This is a genomic window from Paenibacillus sp. JT22N1, from assembly GCF_059692155.1.
Genome location: NZ_JCAUAW010000022.1, coordinates 1 through 18987 on the forward strand (window position 1 = coordinate 1; position 18987 = coordinate 18987).

Sequence of the window (18987 nt, forward strand, 5' to 3'; positions counted from 1 at the left end):
TGTTGGCTGTTGGCTGTTGGCTGTTGGCTGTTGGCTGTTGGCTGTTGGCTGTTGGCTGTTGGCTGTTGGCTGTTGGCTGTTGGCTGTTGGCTGTTGGCTGTTGGCTGTTGGGTGTTGGTTGCTGGCTGTTGGCTGTTGGCTGTTGGGTGTTGGTTGCTGGCTGTTGAGTGTTGGCTTTGGCTGTTGGGTTTTGGGTTTTGGGTTTTGGGTTTTGGGTGTTGGGTTTTGGGTGTTGGGTTTTGTTGGCTTTTGGTTATTGGTTGTTAGCTTTTGGTTATTAGCTATTGATTTTTCGTTTAAGTTATTACATTTTCACTTATTGTAGATACCACAGAATTTACGTTTTGTAGAAGTGTAGCCTGGAACTGACTTTTCCACACAGTAACTGAAAGTACCAAAACTACTATCCTAATATAATTGAATTGCCATTTGGTGATCATAGCCCTTTCAAGGTGATTTCACTAAAATTGGTCGCGTCTATGGTGAAAATCGTTGTTGCGATTGCTGTTATTTATGAACTTTTACATAAATAAAAATAACCTCTGTCTTGAGACTGAGGTTATTTCCCGAAAACTTATAGAAGAATATATTCAACATATCGATAGAATGAGAACACCTTTTGCTGAAAGTGTAACGGTATTGGTTACTGGTTGACCTACTATTAAATCAGTTCCCTTTAAGGTTCCTAAATCTACGTTAACGGGTTGTTCATTGTGATTTAGGATAAACAGATATGTTTCACTCTCATTTGTTCTTTGTGAAATCTCAACACCAGGAACTGGAGGAATTGGTGCTGTTATACCTTTTTCTTTACACAAATTAGCTAGAAAGCTCTGCATAAAGGATGGCTCAGGACTAGTGGCTACATACCAAGCTTGACCTGCCCCGAATTTATTTACAGTTAGTGCTGGCATTCCTTGATAGAAATCGCTGCCATAGACAGCTTTTATCTCTGCTCCTTCTGAATGGATTAAGTCACATAGAAGTCCACATTGGTACTCACCGCTGAGTGCTCCCCATTGTTCTTTTAGCACGATTTGGTTGCTTTGATCTGGGAAAAGCGCATCGATTTCTTCTGCCCATATTCCGAGCAGCTCGCGCAATTCGCCAGGGTAACCGCCAAGTGAGACGATATCGTTCTCATTTACTATTCCGCTAAAGAATGTCGTGAGGAAGGTTCCTCCCGCACGGACGAAGTCCTCCACCCGCTTCGAGTAGCCTTTTTTCACCATGTAGAGCACAGGTGCAATAACGATGTCATAGTTTGATAGATCTGTGTCTGTACCTATTAGATTGGCTTGAATATTTTGCTGAAATAGAGCGTCATAATATTTGTGGACTTCGTCCACATATTTGAGTGCAACGGTTGGTCCACTGGACAGCTCAATGGCCCAGCGATTCTCCCAATCGAAAACGATGGCGACTCGAGCGTTTATTATAGTGTCCAGTAGACTGTCAGAGAGTTTTTGCAGTTCAGAACCTAGCTCCGCGCATTCGCGGAACACTCGTGTATGTTCATGTCCAACGTGCTCGATGACAGCTCCGTGATATTTTTCGCATGCACCTACTGATCGTCGAAGCTGGAAAAACATCACGGTATCCGCTCCATGAGCCACAGCCTGGTAGCTCCAAAGCTTCATAACACCGGGCCGCTTGAGTGAATTGTAAGGCTGCCAGTTTTGTTGGCTTGGCGTTTGTTCCATAAGCATGAATGGCTGTCCTTGCTTCAAGCCACGCATCAGGTCATGGGTCATGGCCGTCAGACTAATAGGTGTATTTAGGGAAGGGTAATTATCCCAAGAGACAACATCTAAGTGTTTGGCCCATTTGAAATAGTCTAATTCTTTATAAAGTCCCATTAAATTCGTTGTTACGGGTAAGTCAGGTGTATGTTTTTTGATGGCGTTATATTCTAGTTTGTAACAGTCAAGCAAACTATCCGACATAAAACGGCGGTAATCGAGCGAGATTCCTTGGAAGTTGGTATTATCCACTCCCCATTCTTCGGAAAGGGCATTTGGTGGAACAATTTCTTCCCATTCATAGAAGGTATGACCCCAGAAACCCGTATTCCACACTTTATTCAATGTCTCGAGTGTTGTATAACGTTCTTGGAGCCAATTTCGGAAGCCGTCCGCGCAATGATCGCAGTAACAATAGCCACCGTATTCATTAGAAACATGCCAGATTAGTATTGCAGGGTGATCCTTGTAGCGTTCAGCAAGCTTTTCTGCAATTCGCTCCGAATATTTTCGATAGGTCGGGCTGTTTGGACAAGAATTATGTCGTCCTCCGAATTTACGTTTACGCCCCTCGAAATCAACTCGCAATACATCTGGATATTTACGTGCCATCCATGCTGGATGAGCACCTGTACTTGTTGCTAGACATACGTAGGTTCCATTCTCATAAAGACGGTCAATTATTTCATCAAGCCACGCAAAGTCGTAGGTATCTTCATTCGGCTGGGAGAGCGCCCACGAAAAAACATTTAAGGTCGCAACATCAATCCCTGAAAGATTGAACATCCGTAGATCTTCATTCATGATCTCTTTGTCCCATTGTTCTGGGTTGTAGTCTCCACCATACCAAATTTTGGGAAGTTTCTTGTTAATCAAGTTATACACCTCTTTTTTCAATAATTAATATAAGAATAAGTACATTGTATTGGATTATTTTCTGGCTTAAAATATAATATTCTTACACATCTATATAATAAAATGGAACAGGATCGTGAGAAATGCATAAAAGATATGAATTAATGCCTTCAACTGCGCAACCGTTTCCACTATTTATTGAAAGCATTGGTCACCATGAGGATCAAGAAAAGTTATTAAGACCTGAGGGTTTTCCTAGTTACCATTGGCTGCAAACTTATTCAGGTGAAGGGGAATTCACTATGGATGGGAAAAAATTCCGCCTAACCAAAGGTTCAGGGGTATTGCTCCTTCCGGGTGTACCTCATTCTTATTGGGCTGTAACTGAGCAATGGTGCACGCAATATGTCACATTCGGAGGGACTTGTGCAGATGCCATTCTTTCTTCCCTTGATTTGATGGAGTCTGCAATTTTTCGTTGGGATGAGGAAGGTCCGCTGCAAGTGGAAATAAGACGAATTTTAGCTAATATGGATGCAGCACTCGAATATTCGGGGTATGAAGCCTCTGCGGATTTATATCATTTTCTAATTCAGCTAAAAAAGCATGGACAGATCAATAACCGCGCCTCTATTCGCAATCAGATGGTCCAGCTGCAGCCATTAATAATTTGGCTTGAAAGTCACTACGATAACCCTGATATCGGACTTGAAGTGATGGCTGGGATCCTACAGATTACGCCTAGACACATGAATACACTGTTTCAACATGCCTTTGGGCTGTCCCCTTATTCCTATTTAATTATGATGCGACTTCGCAAATCCAAAGAGATGCTATTGAAGCAGCAGCATCAGACCGTCAAGGATGTGGCTGAGCAGGTAGGTTTCCGGGATACAAGCCATTTTGTCGCGAGTTTTCGCAAACATGTCGGACTTACACCCGAGCGGTTCAGGCAAATGAATTAGTGTGCTATAATAAAAATATAGTTACTATTTTTTTATCAAAGGAGTCTAATTCATGATTATTGAAATATTTCAAGATATTGTTTGTCCATGGTGCCGTATCGGCAAAAAGAATTTGACTGATGCGTTAGCCAATTTTACAACGGAGCCTGTTGAAATCCATTATCGTGCTTATCAACTTGACCCTTCAACACCTCCAGAGGGATCACCATTCCGTGATGTTATGCTCCAAAAGGTTCGAGCGGATGAAGCTAAGCTGAATGGCATGCTGCAGCAGGTTACTCAAGCTGGTCAAGCGTCAGGTTTACATTTCGATTTCTCCAAAGTTGAGAAGATGCCTAATACGTTAATGGCCCATCAACTAATCGCTATCGTACCGGAAGATCGTAAAAAAGCTCTTGTTGACGATTTGTTTAAAGCTTATTTTGAAGATGGAAAAGATATTGGGAATGTGGATGTTTTGCTTGATTTTTCCGAGAAAATCGGCATGGATCGGGAACAAACTTCCACTCGCTTAAGTGCTAAGGAAGGGTTAGAGCAGGTCGAGGATGATCTTGATTTTGCTAGACAAGCTGGAGTTTCGGGAGTTCCCTTTTTCGTAATCAATCGTAAATATGCACTAACTGGCGCTCAGCCTTCGGCTACCTTCCTGCAAGCACTGCAGCAAATCAGTGAGGAGCAAACGGAAGAAGAGGCTTAAAACAAACAAAAACCGACTCTCTCATTATTGAGAAGTAGTCGGTTTATTTATTTTATAACACATGTGAATTAAGCTGTTTGCAGCTTTTTCCCAAATATTTGCTTGTAAAATAAAGCACTAATAATCACTACAGCGGCAAAAATAAGGAGAAGATTGCTATACGGCACGGCTTTTATTGTATTCAAAATCGGATTCTTGTAAAACTCCATCATGCCGCCATCTAACAGTTTGGCAACAAGTGCCGTTCCTACCGCGCCTGAGATAAACGAAATGAGATTGAACAATCCCATCCCTACACCCGTCTCATGCACTTCCAGCGTCAAGGAAACACGGTTAGCTAAAGCCGTCTGAATAAAGGAAAAACCAACATAGGTGGGAAGCAATGCTGCTGAAATGAGCCATGGGGAATGACCTACCGTGAGGGCAATAGCCGCGAGACTTACAAACAGAAGCCCCATTCCAATGTACACAACGAAGTTATTTCCCTTCTTGTCTGCTAAATTACCGCCTATTGTTCCGAACACAACAGCGCAAATGGCACCAGGGAACAGGATGAGACCGATCATACTTGTACTCAAATCATTTACTGTCGCCAGCATCAAAGGAATAACAAACATAATACCCATCACTGTACAGAAAATGAGAAAACCAACGATCAAACCGCCACGAAGCAGCTTGTTACGGAACAAGGCAGGCTCGATAAAAGGCTCTTTAGCTCGGCGAATATGAGCAACGAACCAAATGAATAAGACCACACTCGCGGCCAAATAGTACCAATGAGGGAATGATAAATATACCGTGATACCCGCTACGGAAAAAGCAACGAGGACCGCACCAAGAATGTCGACACTGCCTTCTTTACGCTTCTCCTCAGGTAATATCTGTCTGAAGAAAGGAATTGAAATCAGTGTAAATAGTGGAATAATAAATAGATATGTCCAATGCAAGGTTGATGAGACAAATCCGCCAACAACGGGGCCTACTGCAATAGCAAATGATACGGTAGATGTTAAAATTCCGAATATTTTCCCCCGATCTGAAGGAGAAAAGTATCGAGCCACCACGACCATGATTAATGCCGGAATAGCCGATGCGCCTGCACCTTGAACCGCGCGGGCAAAAATGACGGCTGGATACCAAGCTTGAAGAAGAAAGCCCAGAGTGGAACCTACGCTATAGATGACGATTCCTACAACAATTAGCTTCTTCAAGCTGAAAATATCGGATAAGCGGCCATAAATAACCGATCCTATCCCAAAGAAAATAATAAATGTGGTGAGTACCCAACTCACACCTGTCGGGGTAATCGCGTATTGCTTGGCGATTGCTGGCGTGGAAACGTTAAAAACCGTTTCATTCAACACCGCGAAAAAAATAACAAAAATAATCCATGGCACAGCCTTCTTGGCATCTATAACCTTCTCTTGTGTCATGTCTGTTGCTGTAGCAACATGCTGCATGGTTTCCACCTCCATTTTCTATGTCTCCAGCCATCTTATCATAAGAGTTTCTTATATTGACTGGAAAAAACAATTACAATCAACTAACTGTAATATTTTTCATAACAATTAACTGTAATAATAAATGTTATAGTTAGGACTGTCAAGGGCTATCTTTCATCTTTTTCGATAATATAAGATAATGGACGAATGGAAATGGTTTATATAGAACAGGAGTTCAACGAATGACTAATTTACTTCAAACACTTAAGCATGTACCCTCTCGCATTTTGATTATTGTATTACCTTTTCTACTGATGGGCATGGTTGAATACTTAGAAAGAGGCTCCTATGAAGAACTTCATAAATGGGTCATGTCTCACCCACTTTCGATGGTTCTTGCCTACTTTGTTGTTGGTACTATGTATTTGTTCCTTATTGCATTAACGGGTCGAAGCCGGTTATCCTTTTGGATGCTTTGTGCAATATTGCTTCCTCTAGGTGCAATTAGCGGCAGTAAATTAAAAGCCATTGGAGCGCCTTATTATCCATGGGACCTTGTATTTAATAATCAAATTGTTGAGTACAAGGAATTTTTGCAAGGGTATCTTAATTTTAGAATAATGGGTACAGTTGTGATCTTCCTCGTGATAATTGCTTTATTATTTCATTTGGTTTTCCTGCATCGACGAATCCAATTCACTTGGATTGAACGTAGTATTTATGCTGTTATTGTTATCATCATGGCGACTAGTCTTTATACGGACAAGCCGATTCCTTTCATGAATTTATATGGCATTTATACGGTGCCTTGGGATCAAACGATCACCTACGACGAGAATGGATACTTGTATTCCTCTGTACAAATGTTAGGTTTTCTGAAGGTCGCAAAACCAGAGGGATACAGTAAAAAAGCAATCACATCCATTCTGGAGCAGATTCCTGAGAAAAAACCAGCAAGTGATAAAAAACCAAACATCATTGTGGTGCTTGGGGAAGCTTTTTGGGATCCAACGATTATGAAAAATATCTCGTTTAGTCGAGATCCTATTCCGAATTTACATCAACTTCAGAAATCGTATACCAGCGGTTGGATGTTATCTCCACAATTCGGAGGCAGCACTGCAAATGTTGAATTTGAAGTCTTATCGGGTAATTCCATGCGATTCTTCGGGAAATCACCGGATAAAATATTGCCTTACATTGAGTATATGAATCATGGTGTTGACTCTTTAGCTAGTATAACAACGAGGCAGGGTTATACCGCCACCTCAATTAATCCGTTCTTCAGCTATTTCTTCGATAGCAGAAAGGTGTATAAACATTTTGGGTTTTCACGTTTCATAGCAAGTGAGTTTTTCCCAAATGATTTTGAAGGCCCGAACTATGCGGACCGAGCTGTTGTAAAGAAGATTATTGAGGAAACGGAGAAAAGCCAGGGGCCTGATTTCATTTTCGCGAACACGATGGAGAATCATCATCCCTTCAAACCAGGGAAGTTCATCAAAAACACGATTGAAGTGAAAGGAGATATTACACCCGAATCCAAAGGTATTTTAGAGACATATGCACAGGGTATCTCGGGTACTGACAAAGCGCTTCAGTCCCTAGTGGACTATTACTCAAAAAAATCCGAGCCAACGATCATTCTCTTTTTCGGGGATCATTTACCTTTTTTCGAGGAAAACTATAAGGTTTACCGCGATGCTAAATATGTCCTTCCTGATGATCCAGATTTGTATACGAAGACACATTACACGCCTTTCTTGATTTGGAACAATTTCCTGCCTGCAGATCAAGAAAAGATGGATCTAAAAATGAGCCCTTCCTTTCTAGGCCCTAAGGTACTTCAAATGGCTGGTGTTCAAGGCAGTTACTACACAGACTATCTCTACACATTGTCGCAAAAAACTCCTGTCATTCCTCCAAATGAGATGTGGGAAAAGTATCAAATCAAAGAAAGTGATCTAACCGACTACATGAAACTTCAATACGATAACTTATTCGGTGGCCGGTATGGATACGAAGCTAAAGGCTTTAAAAACTCAATTGTACTACCAGGTTACACCTTGGGGTACGGCGATCCCGTTATAACAAAGGTGATTCAAAGTGAAAACAAACTCCAGGTTGTTGGTAAGCCCTTTTATTCTTCCTGCAATGTTTATATGGATGGCGTAGCGTTTAAATCCAATTTTGATGGTGAAGATTCGCTTTATGTCGATCTGTCGGAGAACCCACCTTTAGAGCCTGGGAAACCTCACCAAGTCGAAGTACGTATTTACGATGATAAAAAGATGAAGATCGGCCAATCTAACCTTTATCCGCTCCCCTAGTCATGACTCCAGCCCCCCTCGAATAGGATGAAGCATATCCTGTAGCCGAGGGGGGTTTTCATGCACCCACGTATACCACCTGCTCATGTTCATTTCTTTGAAATAATAACATCAGAAGAATTAAACCATCATCATTTATTGCGACTATATACGTTTAATGTAAACGGTACGGCTTACGACAATCACGTACATCAATACCAGGGCATTTCCGGCATTCGATATGGCCATTATCATGCTTACTATGGTACGACAGGGCCGGCCATTGCGCTTCAGGATGGAACTCACTTTCATTTACTTGATGGCACTGTTGAGCTGAACGCTTACAACACCTCGCGTGGAGGTGCACTGGTCAAATCTAAGCAAATCGAAGGTCTTATTCAGGAGCTGCACCGGCACAGTTACGCTGGTTATTCTTCTGTTGGTATGAGCTATGAGCCTTGGTGAGTCATCATGAAATGGAAAAGTAAAAGAGTCAAGTATGAAGGCTGATGTGCCTTCCCTTGACTCTTTTTTGAGTGTTACTGCAATGGTTCAATATGGATAGACCAATTGAATTTGAATGACTCTCCCGCTGCTAAGCCTTGGGCACCTGAAATTTCTGGTGAAAAGGGCTCGTTGAACACGTTCATGATACTTGTATAAGGTTCAAGCGACACAGCTTCCGCCCACGGCGCTGTGAATAACACATGAATGGGAAACTTGTCTCCCATATCGTACACGAGCTTAGTCCCCCGAGCTTCATAGTGAAGCTCGCAAGTTTGCGGGCCCGGCTCGATGCTGAGCATCTGCGAGCCGCCTGGGTAATTCGGCAGCTCCATAACGAGCGTGCCTTGTTGCAGCGCCGCAGTGAGCGGCGAAGACGCGGGCTCCGCCACCGCGTAGCCTTCCGCGCTGAGCGGCCACTCCGCCGCCGCGGGGATCACAACCCGCACGCGGCTGGCTTCGCCTTTTGCGAACGCGAAGTACGGGTGAAAGCCAAGAGATAGCGGCATCGTTTGGCCGCTACGGTTGGCGATTTCACCGCTGAGTGACAGCGTACCGTCCTTCAGACGGTACGTGAAGCGAAAGCATGCGGCGTGTGGGTAATACGCCAGCATGTCCGGATGCTCCGCGAAGTCGAACTCCGCGGAGACATAGGCCCCGCCAGCGGCATCCGCGCCGCTGGCTACGACCTTCCACGGCCGCTCGCGCAGCTCGCCGTGGGCGTGGTCCGGCTCCCGATTCGCGGGGAGCCGGTACTCGCGGCCTCCGAAGGAGAAGGCCGCAAGCTTGACGCGCCCCGGCGGGAACAGAATGGGCACGCCGTAGCGCGAAGACTTGACGCGAAGCTCAGCCAAGCTGGCTGGCTTCGCGATGTAGGCATTGTTCCGCACATCGAAGCGGAACAGATGCAATCCGACGGCCGGGATGATTTCGGCCTCGGCCTGGGCATGATGGTCGACTAGGCGCAGGGTCGACTCCCCGTCCCACTCGCTGTTGATAATCTCGTACTGACTCATGATGAATCCTCCTTAGTGTTTTACATTAGCAATTTTTGCTACTTAGGCATTAGATTAGCATTCTCTCTTCGTAAGCATTTCTTAATTCATTTGCATTTGCTTAGCACGTTTTTGATAGTATGTAGATATCAAAACAATTCCAAGTACAAGGATTATGGTGGTGACCACGCTGCCTTCTGCTCCAAAATCCGCTCCTGAAATAAGCGAAGCTCCCTGTATCTCGGTCTTAATGAGCGACGACATCGGTGTACCAGATACTTCAAATCCGAGGATACAGCCCTGAAAAAAATTCCAAGACAAGTGCATTCCTATAGGCATCCACAGACCGCCCGAGTACTCTCGACTTAAGGCGAACAATAGGCCAGCAAGCAGTAAATTCATGATTGGAAGAGGCGAACTCCACATACCTGGATTAAATGTATGCAAAAAGGCAAAAACAACCGTCGAAACCGTTATACCAGAAATGGCGCCGAACCTTTCCTTCACCAGTCCTTGTAAATAGCCGCGTGCGAATAACTCTTCATTAACAGCAACCCCTATGAAGAGTAAAAAGCCCCACATCAGCTCGAGCCCGAGTGTTCCAGTCCATTGAAACGACACAATCTTAATCCCACCAAGCAGCCATATCCCTGCACTGCTGATCGTAATAAGTAGAGCGCCTGCAGCGAAGCCTTCTCCGAATCTTCTACCTAGCAAGTGAGTTTGAAGTCCAAGTGTCCAGCCTTTACGTCTTTCGAAAATGGCATACGAAAGAACAACCCCGCTAATAAAACCAATAATTTGCGCCCATAAGGCTGCCTTTATAAAGAATGGATCTCCAGCAACTCCTGCCATACTAATATCATGAGCAGGATGCCTCAGAATCGCTACAACCGCGGCTGCAACTGATAATAGCACGGTAATCACAACAATGAAAACGAGGGTTAATAGTACTTTACCCACAATCACCAGAATGGATAAGGACTTCCGCTTCTTTACCTCGATAAGGTTCCACTCCCTTCTAAACCACTTATTCGAGAATAAATCGCCTATTTCCTGCCAACTTACGAAGGAAAGGATGCTCTTGTGCAAATGTTGGCTCCATGCCACAATAGAAGAAACATCTGATTCATTTGACGGAGGAAACATGCTTTTTGTTCTATTTGCACTCTGGATCATCGCGTTGGGGCTTGTCATGGTTGATCCACGATCCAGTACGATGCGCTGGATGAGCACTATCGCTTTTACCGGTGGCTTTGGCGCCCTAGCTGCCGTTTTGTCTGAAACCTTTATCCCCTATATCCAGCAAACCGTACCAAACCCATCCATTAGTGCTCTACTTTATCGTGTCATGGGCATTAGCTCACTGATATCTTACTATGGCTTGCCATATTCTTTTGCCATGCTTTCTTTGAGATATAACGCGTCGTGGCAGAAGCCAGCTATTCAAACGTGGCTGCCAATAGGCCTACTTATTCCTCCAATTGCCTGCATACTGTTCACACCCGGTTATACCGAGGAAATGCCCATTATCTTTCCCATTGTAGCCACCTGGGCTGTTCCTTACATCTTCATTGGTACAGTACTTATTGTAATCAAATCAGAACGGCTTCCAGCTATGAAGCGAACGCATTTGTTCACTTGCTTAGCCCTCCTTCCGCCTATCCTTTGTGTAGGCATACTTAATTACGTCATGCCAAGCTTCGGTTTTTACCGTATGTGGGTCTATCACGTATGGATTCTTGCTTTCGTTGTGCCTTTTTTCGTGTTCACTTTTTTCAAATACGGTTTTCTCGGAATGCGTCTGCTCATCGAACGTCGCAAGCTGGACTCGACGCTTCGCGCCATTACATCGGGAACCGCGATTTTAAACCATTCCATTAAGAACGATGTCGGGAAAATGCGTCTGTTCCTTGAGAAAATGAAACAATATGCTGATGAAACGAATCAAGATGAACTTATCCAGGACATCGATGTCGTTATGGGGGCTTCCATGCATATCCGTGACATGATTAGCCGAGTACACGAACAAACACAGGAGCTCCCTCTTCGGGTATCTGCAGTCGATTTAGCGGTGCTTATTAATGAAGTCCTTCTTCCTCTTGAACCTTACCTAAGTAAAGTTCAGGTGAAACAGAGCATCCCTGAGAACTTAATTCTTCAATTAGATCCCATACAAATAGCTGAAACGTTAACCAATATACTCATGAATGCAGTAGAAGCCATGCCCAAAGGCGGAGAGCTTAAAATTAAAGCGTTTCATGCTAAAAAGAACATTATTTTGGAAATAAGAGATAGCGGAATAGGCATGGAGAAATCCGTGCTAAAGCAAGTATTAGAACCGTTTTATACGACCAAAAGCGGCAGTCATAGCAACTTTGGACTCGGACTCGCCTATTGCTACAGTGTTATGAAGAAACATGGGGGGGCCTTGGAATTAAGCAGTTCGCAAGGGAAAGGCACGAGTGTGTTTCTAACCTTCCCCGGCAACCGACTAAAGAAATAAAGGGGGATTCCTACTTGGAATCAATTCGTGTTTTGATTGTTGAGGATGACCTTGACTGGCTTCGCGGCCTTAAAGCATATTTGAATCGTCAGCCAGATTTGAAAGTCGTGGCCACCGTATCAACCGCAGAAGAAGCAAGGGAATTATTTGCTATTTCGGAACCAGGAGCTGATGTCGTTCTTATGGATATCATGCTGCAAGATGAGTCCGCGGGCATTGGACTTGCTGAACAAGCGCTCTTATCTTGGGGAGTTAAAGTGATTATGCTTACTTCGATGGAGGAGAAAGATTTCATCTTCCGTTCCTTTCAAGCCGGCGCAATTGACTACCAGATCAAATCTCGATTCGAAGAGCTTCCTTCCATTATTCGAGCCGTACATGCACGCCAATCTTCGATTAACGCGGCAGTAGCTGAACAGATGCGTGAGGAATTCCGCAGGCTCAAACGGTTAGAGCACCAATTCAAAGTCAAAGAAGTCAGCGATCTAATCACGCCTACAGAGCTTCAGGTACTGGAGATGATTGATCAAGGACATACACAAACGGAAATTGCAAACCGATTTTTTATATCCTTGCGAACCGTCAAAATCCATGTGGGTCATATCTTGAAGAAACTAGGTAGTCCGAGCAGCAAAGATGCCGCACAGAAAATCAGAGACTTGGGTTTGTTTGAACGAGGAAATAAAACGGGCGGAGACGGCAAAGGGGACTAATGGATGTCCCGCTTCTTGAAACGTCCTCCCTTGACATCGTGGATATTGCCAACTGCGAGAAACGCTGCAGGATCGAGCTCATCCACGATGGATTTCAACTTCGCTTCCTCCAGCCGCGTAATGACACAGAAGATGACCTTTTTGTTATCTCCCGTGAAGCCGCCTTCCCCTTCCAGATAAGTGACACCGCGCCCTAAGCGGTCCAGAATAGCCTCACCGATTTGTCTGAAGCTATCACTGATGATCCACACGGACTTCGACTCATCAAACCCTTCAATGGTCACGTCAATCATTTTATAAGCAATAAAATAAGCTATTAGGGAATACATCGCACGATCCCAACTGTATACAAACCCTGCGCTGCCTAGAATGAATAGGTTGAAAAACATCACAATCTCGCCTACAGAGAACGGTATCTTTTTGGAGACGAGAATCGCAACAATTTCTGTACCATCGAGTGAACCCCCGAAACGAATAACCATTCCTACCCCAATACCGAGAATTATGCCGCCGAATACAGCTGCAAGCAAAGGATCATTGGTTAGCTCTTTCACTGGGTGTAGCAGATACGTTCCTGTGGACATGACCAGAATTGCGAAAAACGTTGATAATGCAAACGTTTTTCCTATTAGTTTATATCCGATAAACAGGAATGGAAGATTTAATAAGGTCAAAAATATCCCGACTTGAATATTGGTTAGATAAGATAAAATGATGGATATCCCCGTGATGCCCCCGTCAATAATTTTGTTAGGGACTAAGAAAATCTCCAATCCAATTGACATAAGTACAGCACCTAAAAATAAAAACACACTGCGTCGAAATAAAGCTCTCTTGGTCATTCTTCGATGCTGCATTTGCATTGTCGCTTTTTTCACATATTGAACTTGTTCCTCCGCCATGCAATCCCCTCCATTTCTCTATCTTCTATACTTACATTTCTCGACAAAACCATCTTTTTCCTGCCTATTAAGCCTTTCTTTTGATACTTAATTATAAAAAATGTTAGATATAATACCATCGAATATTACCGTCGGCCGTGGTATAATGATGGCTGTTATCATTTACAATTTCTTAATTTGATCGTCATAGGAGACACATATGAACCAGCACATTAATCGCTTATTACTTCTGACCAAGCAACGATTGCCACTATTATTAATTGCCTTAATTCCTGTATTGATCATGGAAATTTTGAGCCGCGGGAACTATATAGAAATGATTACTTGGAGTTACAAGCATCTGCTTGAACTGCTATTCAATGAATGGATCGTCTTCAGCTTGTTATTGTTATTCATCGCCATGATTGGCCGAACTAGAATTGCCTATTGGGTCATTTCAGGTATTCTTCTTACCTTGGCCCTCGCAAGTGGCGTGAAGTTGAAAATATTAGGGGTCCCTTTGACACCTTGGGACCTCGTCTTGGCCGGCGAAGCGTCGGATATGGTGAAATACATCTCAAATATTCTAAGCTTCAAAATTTTGATAATCATTCTTTTGTTCCTGGTGGCCAGTTATTTCTTGTTATACCGCACGACCTTATTCTCGAAAAAGGTAGCACTAAAAGAACGTGGAATTCTTGCTCTCATCGCGATCGCTATGTTGTCTGCGGTTTACACGGATCTGCCTCTTCCGATTCAGAAATGGTGCGGTATCAAAGCTTCCGTTTGGAACCAAGTTGAGAATACCAATACGAACGGCTACGCATTAGCATCGTTTCTGAATACCAAGTCGATGTTTACCGATAAACGTGAAGGTTACGATGATAAAGCTGTTGAAGCTATTGTCAGTAATACACCTAAGCCGATTAAAGCTGGGGACCCAAACAATCCTGTAAAACCAAACGTAATTGTCGTGTTAAGTGAGGCTTTCTGGGATCCAACCGTTATCAAAGGTGTGGAATTCAGCCGTGATCCGATTCCATTCTTCCATAAGCTGCAGCAGACGGGGACAAGCGGTACGATGCTTTCACCGCAGTATGGCGGGGGTACAGCCAATGTCGAGTTTGAGGTTTTGACAGGTAACTCCATGCGTTTCCTACCGCAAGGGTCTATCGCCTACAATCAATTCCTTACGAATGAAGTAGATTCTTTGGCAAGTATTTATGCCAGACAAGGTTACACATCTACGGCGATAAGTCCATTCTACAACTGGTATTTCAACAGTAATAAAATATATAAATACTTTGGCTTCTCCAAGTATATTCCAATCGAATACTTTAAGCCTAACTATTCAGGTCCTTATATCGCAGACAGCGAAGTTGCTGCCAATATTATTCATGCGACAGACCAAAGCGATGGACCCGATTTCGTATTTGCTAACACGATGGAAAATCATTTTCACTTTTTCCCTGGTAAATTCCCAAAAAACACATTCGACGTTACTGGCAATATGTCTCCTTCTTCTCAAGGTATGCTTGAAACGCTTGCCCAAGGCATAAGTGCCTCAGATAAGATGTTGAAGGAATTAGTCGAGTACTACGAGAAAAAGGGAGAACCAACGATTATCGCTTTCTGGGGAGACCACTTACCAGCCCTGGGTGATGATTACGCCACTTACATTGACACTAAGTATATTAGCGGCAAAGACGATCCCGATTTCCTGAAAAAAATGTACAGTGTTCCGCTCGTCGTTTGGAACAATTTTGACCAAGGGCGCAAAGATACATTAAATATTAGCCCTTCTTTCTTAGGCCCTTATCTCATTGAATTATCCAAACAGCAAGGCAGCTATTATACCGATTATTTAAGTCAACTTTCGAAAAAGATCCCTGTCATACCTCCGAAGGATTATTATGAGTCCATGCATATTAACGAACAGGACCTTAAAGATTACGAGACATTGCAGTATGATATCATTTTCGGTGATCGACATGCTTACAAGGATTATAAAATTCCCATTATAGATTCCAAGTATATGCTCGGATTTGGACCGATCATGCTTGATAAAGTCGAATCCGATACGCAGGATCTATCTGGACGTTCAAGTGTAACCCTAACGGTGAGAGGAAGCAATATCCCCGCCCTTGGCTATGTTACTTTAAATGGTAAAGCTGTTCCAAGCATATGGCAAGATGAACATACACTGACTGCCAAGGTCGAAGGCCATTTACTCAAAGCTGGAATCTGGGACATTCAAGTGTATGTGAAAGATTCCAAGGAAACCACCGTTGGTAAATCAAACACATTGTCTATCGAAATAGGTGGGCGTTAAACTAAGTTAGACACCAAGACCCGTTTTCTCTAATTTGAGAAAACGGGTCTTTTCAAATAAAAAAAGCTCAATCCACGAATGGATGAGCTTTTCAATATAGAATGACCTAGATTACAAGGAGATGATTTTTCCTGTTGCTTCGGATTCGAAGGCTGCAAGGATGACTTGCAAGGAGCGAAGCCCCTCTTCGCCGGAAATACGCGGCTTTTGGCCTTCCAATATGCTAGTAATGAACTCGTCAACGACACCACTATGCGTTTGTTTCTCGTTCGTAGCGATTTGTCCGACTTTATAACGTTCAACCGTGCCATCACGAAGCTCAACGATGACTTGGTCATTCGGATCGGTATCGATTTTGATAACACCATTCTCGCACCATAACACGGTTGAGTTGTCTTGACCTTTATAATAAGTCCAGCTAGCGACTAGTGAGCCTGTCGCGCCGCTTTTCATGCGTAGCAAGCAAGTCGCGTTATCGTCAACATCTGTACCTTCTTTATGAAGGGTACCGACGAAAGCAGCCACTTGTGCAACCTCATCAGCAAGCAACCAACGAATTAAATCTGACTTGTGTACGCCAAGATCGCCCATCGCGCCCATTGTTGCTTCTTCTTTGCGGAAGAACCAGCTTTCGCGTCCGTCCACGCTCCACCCTTCCGGACCTGGATGTCCGAAAGATGTACGGAATGTCAGCACTTTACCTAATTTGCCAGAATTCAAAATTTCTTTGGCTTTGACATGTGGAGGCATCAGGCGTTGGTTGTGACCAACCATCAAAAACACGCCATTTTTCTTTGCTGCTTCAATCATTGCCTCAGCTTCTTCTGCTGTTGAAGCCATTGGCTTCTCCACCAAGACATGAGCGCCTGCATTTGCAGCGGCAATGGATACTTCAGCATGAAGAAAGTTCGGTGTACATACACTAACTGCATCCACTTTCTCCTGCTTCAACATTTCGGTATAGCTGCTGTATGCTTTGCCACCATGCAGCTGCGCATAGTGCTCCGCTCTCTCCAGAACAGGATCAACGAATGCGACGAGTTCAACATTCGAATTCCAAGCATATTCCGGGATGTGTCTATGTTTAGCTATTGAACCGCAACCTACTACGGCCACTTTAATTTTACTCATGTTTATTAATGCTCCTTTTAAATGTTAGTTATGAACATTTGTGTAATGCTCTTTTACCCAGTTCAAGCTGTTCTCAACACTTGTAAGTGGTGGCTTCTGGCAGTGATCCTGCTCAACAACAAGCCATTCCACGCCTGCTTGCTCGGCCGCTTTAATCACTTTTTCCAAAGGAACATCGCCTAAGCCCAGCTCTAATGTTACTAATTTACCTTCTGCATCTTTCGTGAAATCTTTGAAATGAAGCAGCGGTAATCGGCCCGCATATTTCGCTATGTAGGCAAGTGGGTCTTGACCAGCGAATTGAACCCAACATACGTCCATCTCTACGTTAATTGCATCTTCACCTGTTTTGGCAAACATGGCATCAAAGACGAACTCGTTATCCACTTTATGATGAAATTCGAAATCATGATTATGGTAAAGGAATTGCAAACCTTGTTTATTCGTTTCTACGGCAATCGCTTGGCATTCAGCAATTAGCGCTTTCCATTGATCTGCTGAATCACGTTCTTCAGCACCAACATACGGGCAGATTGCATACTTAGCACCGATTGTTTTCAGGTAGTCAAGTTCCCCTTGCAGATCTTTACGAAATCTCTCTAAACTCACGTGACTGCCGAATGCTTTCAAACCTAGCTCATCCAGCAGCTGTTTGAGTTCAGCAGCAGGCTTACCATAATAACCCGCAAATTCTACACCTTCATATCCTAACTTCGCTACATGACGAAGTGTGCCTTCCATATCTTTTTCCATATCATCTCTTAATGTATACAATTGCAGACCAATTCCTAAACGTCCCATTTGTTCTCCTCTTTTCTCTTCATCTATATTTTGATAAATCGAACACGATAGAATTAGTATAATGGATCATAGCCTTAAATGACCATTCACGATATAATCAAAACATCTCCTATTTGGCTATGAAAGGTGAATACAATGGAAACTGAGGTCTTAACCTGCGGCTATTCTTTTCATATGGAACCGTTTAATGTGAGTAACAAATTCCAACTCAACTTTTATCTTTTCCGATTGCAGACAGAAGGCACTTGCGAGGTTCTAGTAGATGGACGTATGCAGCGAATTGAAGCTGGCCATCTTCTTCTTTTTAAACCGGGAGACCCTTATGAGCTTCGTATCGAACATGAGTTGGATCAACCTAGCAGTAAAATTGCTAGTGGCGACTACTACGTATTCTGTAAAGGTGCTTGGATCGATGCGTGGTGGAAACGCAGCCTCAAACAGACTTGTACGCGCATCGACTTAGATGCTCGCTTAATTTCGCTATGGCGCCAGCTTATTCTTGAGAAGCGTAGAATGGAAGAAGAAAATCAGGAGCTTAGCGGCTATTTGCTGCAAGCCCTTTGCCTATATGTAGAGCGTGCAGCAACGGAAACCGTCTCTTTACAAGGACGCCCATTTACCGGAACACGTATGAAAAGGTTCATTGAAGCACAAGCTACTGCTACTTTTAAAGTAGATGATGTTGCCAACCATGTTGGACTCAGCGTTTCCCGCGCGGTTCATTTGTTCAAAGAATGCTTCGGCAAAACAATGATCCAATACGCCCTTGAAGTGCGCCTATCCAGCGCTGTGGAACGCATGCATGATAGTTCAATGTCCCTTGAACAAATCGCCTTAAGCTGCGGTTTCGGGAGTTACCCTTACTTTCACCGAGCATTTAAACATAGATTTGGCACATCCCCCAAGCTTTTTCGCCAAAACGCTCAGCAAAATTAACGAAGCATGGAATTCACAAATATTTCAAGAAATGCTATCTAAGAGTGAAACATTTCCTCTCTCTCATCCGTATAAGCTTATGAGAAGTAAAAATACATAGAAATACATGGTTTTGTTTCAAAATTGTAAAACTATTTTAAGGTTAATTTAATAATATTCATATATGCTAGACCTATAT

General features: G+C 43.4%; 15 protein-coding genes. 8 read left to right on the top strand and 7 right to left on the bottom strand.

The annotated features are described in order from the left end of the window. Window positions 1-590: 590 nt before the first annotated feature. Window positions 591-2618, bottom strand: coding sequence for a beta-galactosidase (locus tag AC58UU_RS31610; RefSeq protein ID WP_497321474.1), 2028 nt, complete (start codon window positions 2616-2618; stop codon window positions 591-593). Window positions 2619-2761: 143 nt separating this feature from the next. On the opposite strand from AC58UU_RS31610, the gene AC58UU_RS31615 reads away from it, so the two are divergent. Both AC58UU_RS31615 and AC58UU_RS31620 read left to right on the top strand, forming a co-directional pair. Beyond that, entirely contained in the window at window positions 2762-3562 is an 801-nt protein-coding gene (locus AC58UU_RS31615) for an AraC family transcriptional regulator (RefSeq protein WP_497321601.1), read from the top strand. Window positions 3563-3614: 52 nt separating this feature from the next. Next, entirely contained in the window at window positions 3615-4259 is a 645-nt protein-coding gene (locus tag AC58UU_RS31620) for a DsbA family oxidoreductase (RefSeq protein WP_497321475.1), read from the top strand. A 68-nt stretch (window positions 4260-4327) separates the two neighbouring features. Here the strand turns inward: AC58UU_RS31620 and AC58UU_RS31625 are convergent, their stop codons facing one another. After that, entirely contained in the window at window positions 4328-5719 is a 1392-nt protein-coding gene (locus AC58UU_RS31625) for an MFS transporter (RefSeq protein ID WP_497321476.1), read from the bottom strand. 224 nt (window positions 5720-5943) lie between these two features. On the opposite strand from AC58UU_RS31625, the gene AC58UU_RS31630 reads away from it, so the two are divergent. Together AC58UU_RS31630 and AC58UU_RS31635 are read left to right on the top strand one after the other, a co-directional pair. After that, window positions 5944-8031 carry an LTA synthase family protein gene (locus AC58UU_RS31630; protein WP_497321478.1) on the top strand — a complete coding sequence of 696 codons (2088 nt, stop codon included), beginning with the start codon at window positions 5944-5946 and terminating at the stop codon, window positions 8029-8031. A 60-nt stretch (window positions 8032-8091) separates the two neighbouring features. After that, window positions 8092-8475, top strand: a complete 384-nt coding sequence (locus AC58UU_RS31635) for a YmaF family protein (RefSeq protein WP_497321479.1) — start codon at window positions 8092-8094, stop codon at window positions 8473-8475. Between the two features lie 74 nt (window positions 8476-8549). On the opposite strand, the gene AC58UU_RS31640 is transcribed toward AC58UU_RS31635, so the two are convergent. Both AC58UU_RS31640 and AC58UU_RS31645 read right to left on the bottom strand, forming a co-directional pair. Beyond that, a complete protein-coding gene (locus tag AC58UU_RS31640; protein ID WP_497321481.1) occupies window positions 8550-9530 on the bottom strand; it encodes an aldose 1-epimerase in 981 nt (326 codons plus the stop codon). Window positions 9531-9611: 81 nt separating this feature from the next. Further along, window positions 9612-10658, bottom strand: coding sequence for a CPBP family intramembrane glutamic endopeptidase (locus tag AC58UU_RS31645; protein WP_497321483.1), 1047 nt, complete (start codon window positions 10656-10658; stop codon window positions 9612-9614). Here AC58UU_RS31645 and AC58UU_RS31650 point away from each other — a divergent pair. Together AC58UU_RS31650 and AC58UU_RS31655 are read left to right on the top strand one after the other, a co-directional pair. Next, entirely contained in the window at window positions 10657-12015 is a 1359-nt protein-coding gene (locus AC58UU_RS31650) for a sensor histidine kinase (RefSeq protein WP_497321484.1), read from the top strand. The two genes, AC58UU_RS31645 and AC58UU_RS31650, sit on opposite strands and share 2 nt — an antisense overlap. Before the next feature lie 14 nt (window positions 12016-12029). Then, window positions 12030-12728: a LuxR C-terminal-related transcriptional regulator gene (locus AC58UU_RS31655; protein ID WP_497321485.1), complete on the top strand. Its 699-nt coding sequence runs from the start codon at window positions 12030-12032 to the stop codon at window positions 12726-12728. Here the strand turns inward: AC58UU_RS31655 and AC58UU_RS31660 are convergent. Beyond that, window positions 12725-13585: a YitT family protein gene (locus AC58UU_RS31660; RefSeq protein ID WP_497321603.1), complete on the bottom strand. Its 861-nt coding sequence runs from the start codon at window positions 13583-13585 to the stop codon at window positions 12725-12727. The two genes, AC58UU_RS31655 and AC58UU_RS31660, sit on opposite strands and share 4 nt — an antisense overlap. Window positions 13586-13829: 244 nt before the next feature. On the opposite strand from AC58UU_RS31660, the gene AC58UU_RS31665 reads away from it, so the two are divergent. After that, window positions 13830-15941, top strand: a complete 2112-nt coding sequence (locus AC58UU_RS31665) for an LTA synthase family protein (RefSeq protein ID WP_497321487.1) — start codon at window positions 13830-13832, stop codon at window positions 15939-15941. Window positions 15942-16052: 111 nt separating this feature from the next. On the opposite strand, the gene AC58UU_RS31670 is transcribed toward AC58UU_RS31665, so the two are convergent. Beyond that, window positions 16053-17072, bottom strand: coding sequence for a Gfo/Idh/MocA family protein (locus AC58UU_RS31670; protein ID WP_497321488.1), 1020 nt, complete (start codon window positions 17070-17072; stop codon window positions 16053-16055). Window positions 17073-17096: 24 nt separating this feature from the next. Further along, window positions 17097-17873 carry a sugar phosphate isomerase/epimerase family protein gene (locus AC58UU_RS31675; RefSeq protein WP_497321490.1) on the bottom strand — a complete coding sequence of 259 codons (777 nt, stop codon included), beginning with the start codon at window positions 17871-17873 and terminating at the stop codon, window positions 17097-17099. Between the two features lie 135 nt (window positions 17874-18008). Between AC58UU_RS31675 and AC58UU_RS31680 the strand changes: the two genes are divergently transcribed. Beyond that, a complete protein-coding gene (locus tag AC58UU_RS31680) occupies window positions 18009-18809 on the top strand; it encodes a helix-turn-helix domain-containing protein (RefSeq protein ID WP_497321492.1) in 801 nt (266 codons plus the stop codon). Window positions 18810-18987 lie beyond the last annotated feature (178 nt).

What these genes read in the sequence shown, in the direction of transcription:
- AC58UU_RS31615 (WP_497321601.1), top strand. Translation starts at nt 2,762, where the DNA reads ATGCCTTCAACTGCGCAACCGTTTCCACTATTTATTGAAAGCATTGGT.
- AC58UU_RS31620 (WP_497321475.1), top strand. Translation starts at nt 3,615, where the DNA reads ATGATTATTGAAATATTTCAAGATATTGTTTGTCCATGGTGCCGTATC.
- AC58UU_RS31625 (WP_497321476.1), bottom strand. Translation starts at nt 5,719, where the DNA reads ATGCAGCATGTTGCTACAGCAACAGACATGACACAAGAGAAGGTTATA.
- AC58UU_RS31630 (WP_497321478.1), top strand. Translation starts at nt 5,944, where the DNA reads ATGACTAATTTACTTCAAACACTTAAGCATGTACCCTCTCGCATTTTG.
- AC58UU_RS31635 (WP_497321479.1), top strand. Translation starts at nt 8,092, where the DNA reads ATGCACCCACGTATACCACCTGCTCATGTTCATTTCTTTGAAATAATA.
- AC58UU_RS31640 (WP_497321481.1), bottom strand. Translation starts at nt 9,530, where the DNA reads ATGAGTCAGTACGAGATTATCAACAGCGAGTGGGACGGGGAGTCGACC.
- AC58UU_RS31650 (WP_497321484.1), top strand. Translation starts at nt 10,657, where the DNA reads ATGCTTTTTGTTCTATTTGCACTCTGGATCATCGCGTTGGGGCTTGTC.
- AC58UU_RS31645 (WP_497321483.1), bottom strand. Translation starts at nt 10,658, where the DNA reads ATGTTTCCTCCGTCAAATGAATCAGATGTTTCTTCTATTGTGGCATGG.
- AC58UU_RS31660 (WP_497321603.1), bottom strand. Translation starts at nt 13,585, where the DNA reads ATGCAGCATCGAAGAATGACCAAGAGAGCTTTATTTCGACGCAGTGTG.
- AC58UU_RS31665 (WP_497321487.1), top strand. Translation starts at nt 13,830, where the DNA reads ATGAACCAGCACATTAATCGCTTATTACTTCTGACCAAGCAACGATTG.
- AC58UU_RS31670 (WP_497321488.1), bottom strand. Translation starts at nt 17,072, where the DNA reads ATGAGTAAAATTAAAGTGGCCGTAGTAGGTTGCGGTTCAATAGCTAAA.
- AC58UU_RS31675 (WP_497321490.1), bottom strand. Translation starts at nt 17,873, where the DNA reads ATGGGACGTTTAGGAATTGGTCTGCAATTGTATACATTAAGAGATGAT.
- AC58UU_RS31680 (WP_497321492.1), top strand. Translation starts at nt 18,009, where the DNA reads ATGGAAACTGAGGTCTTAACCTGCGGCTATTCTTTTCATATGGAACCG.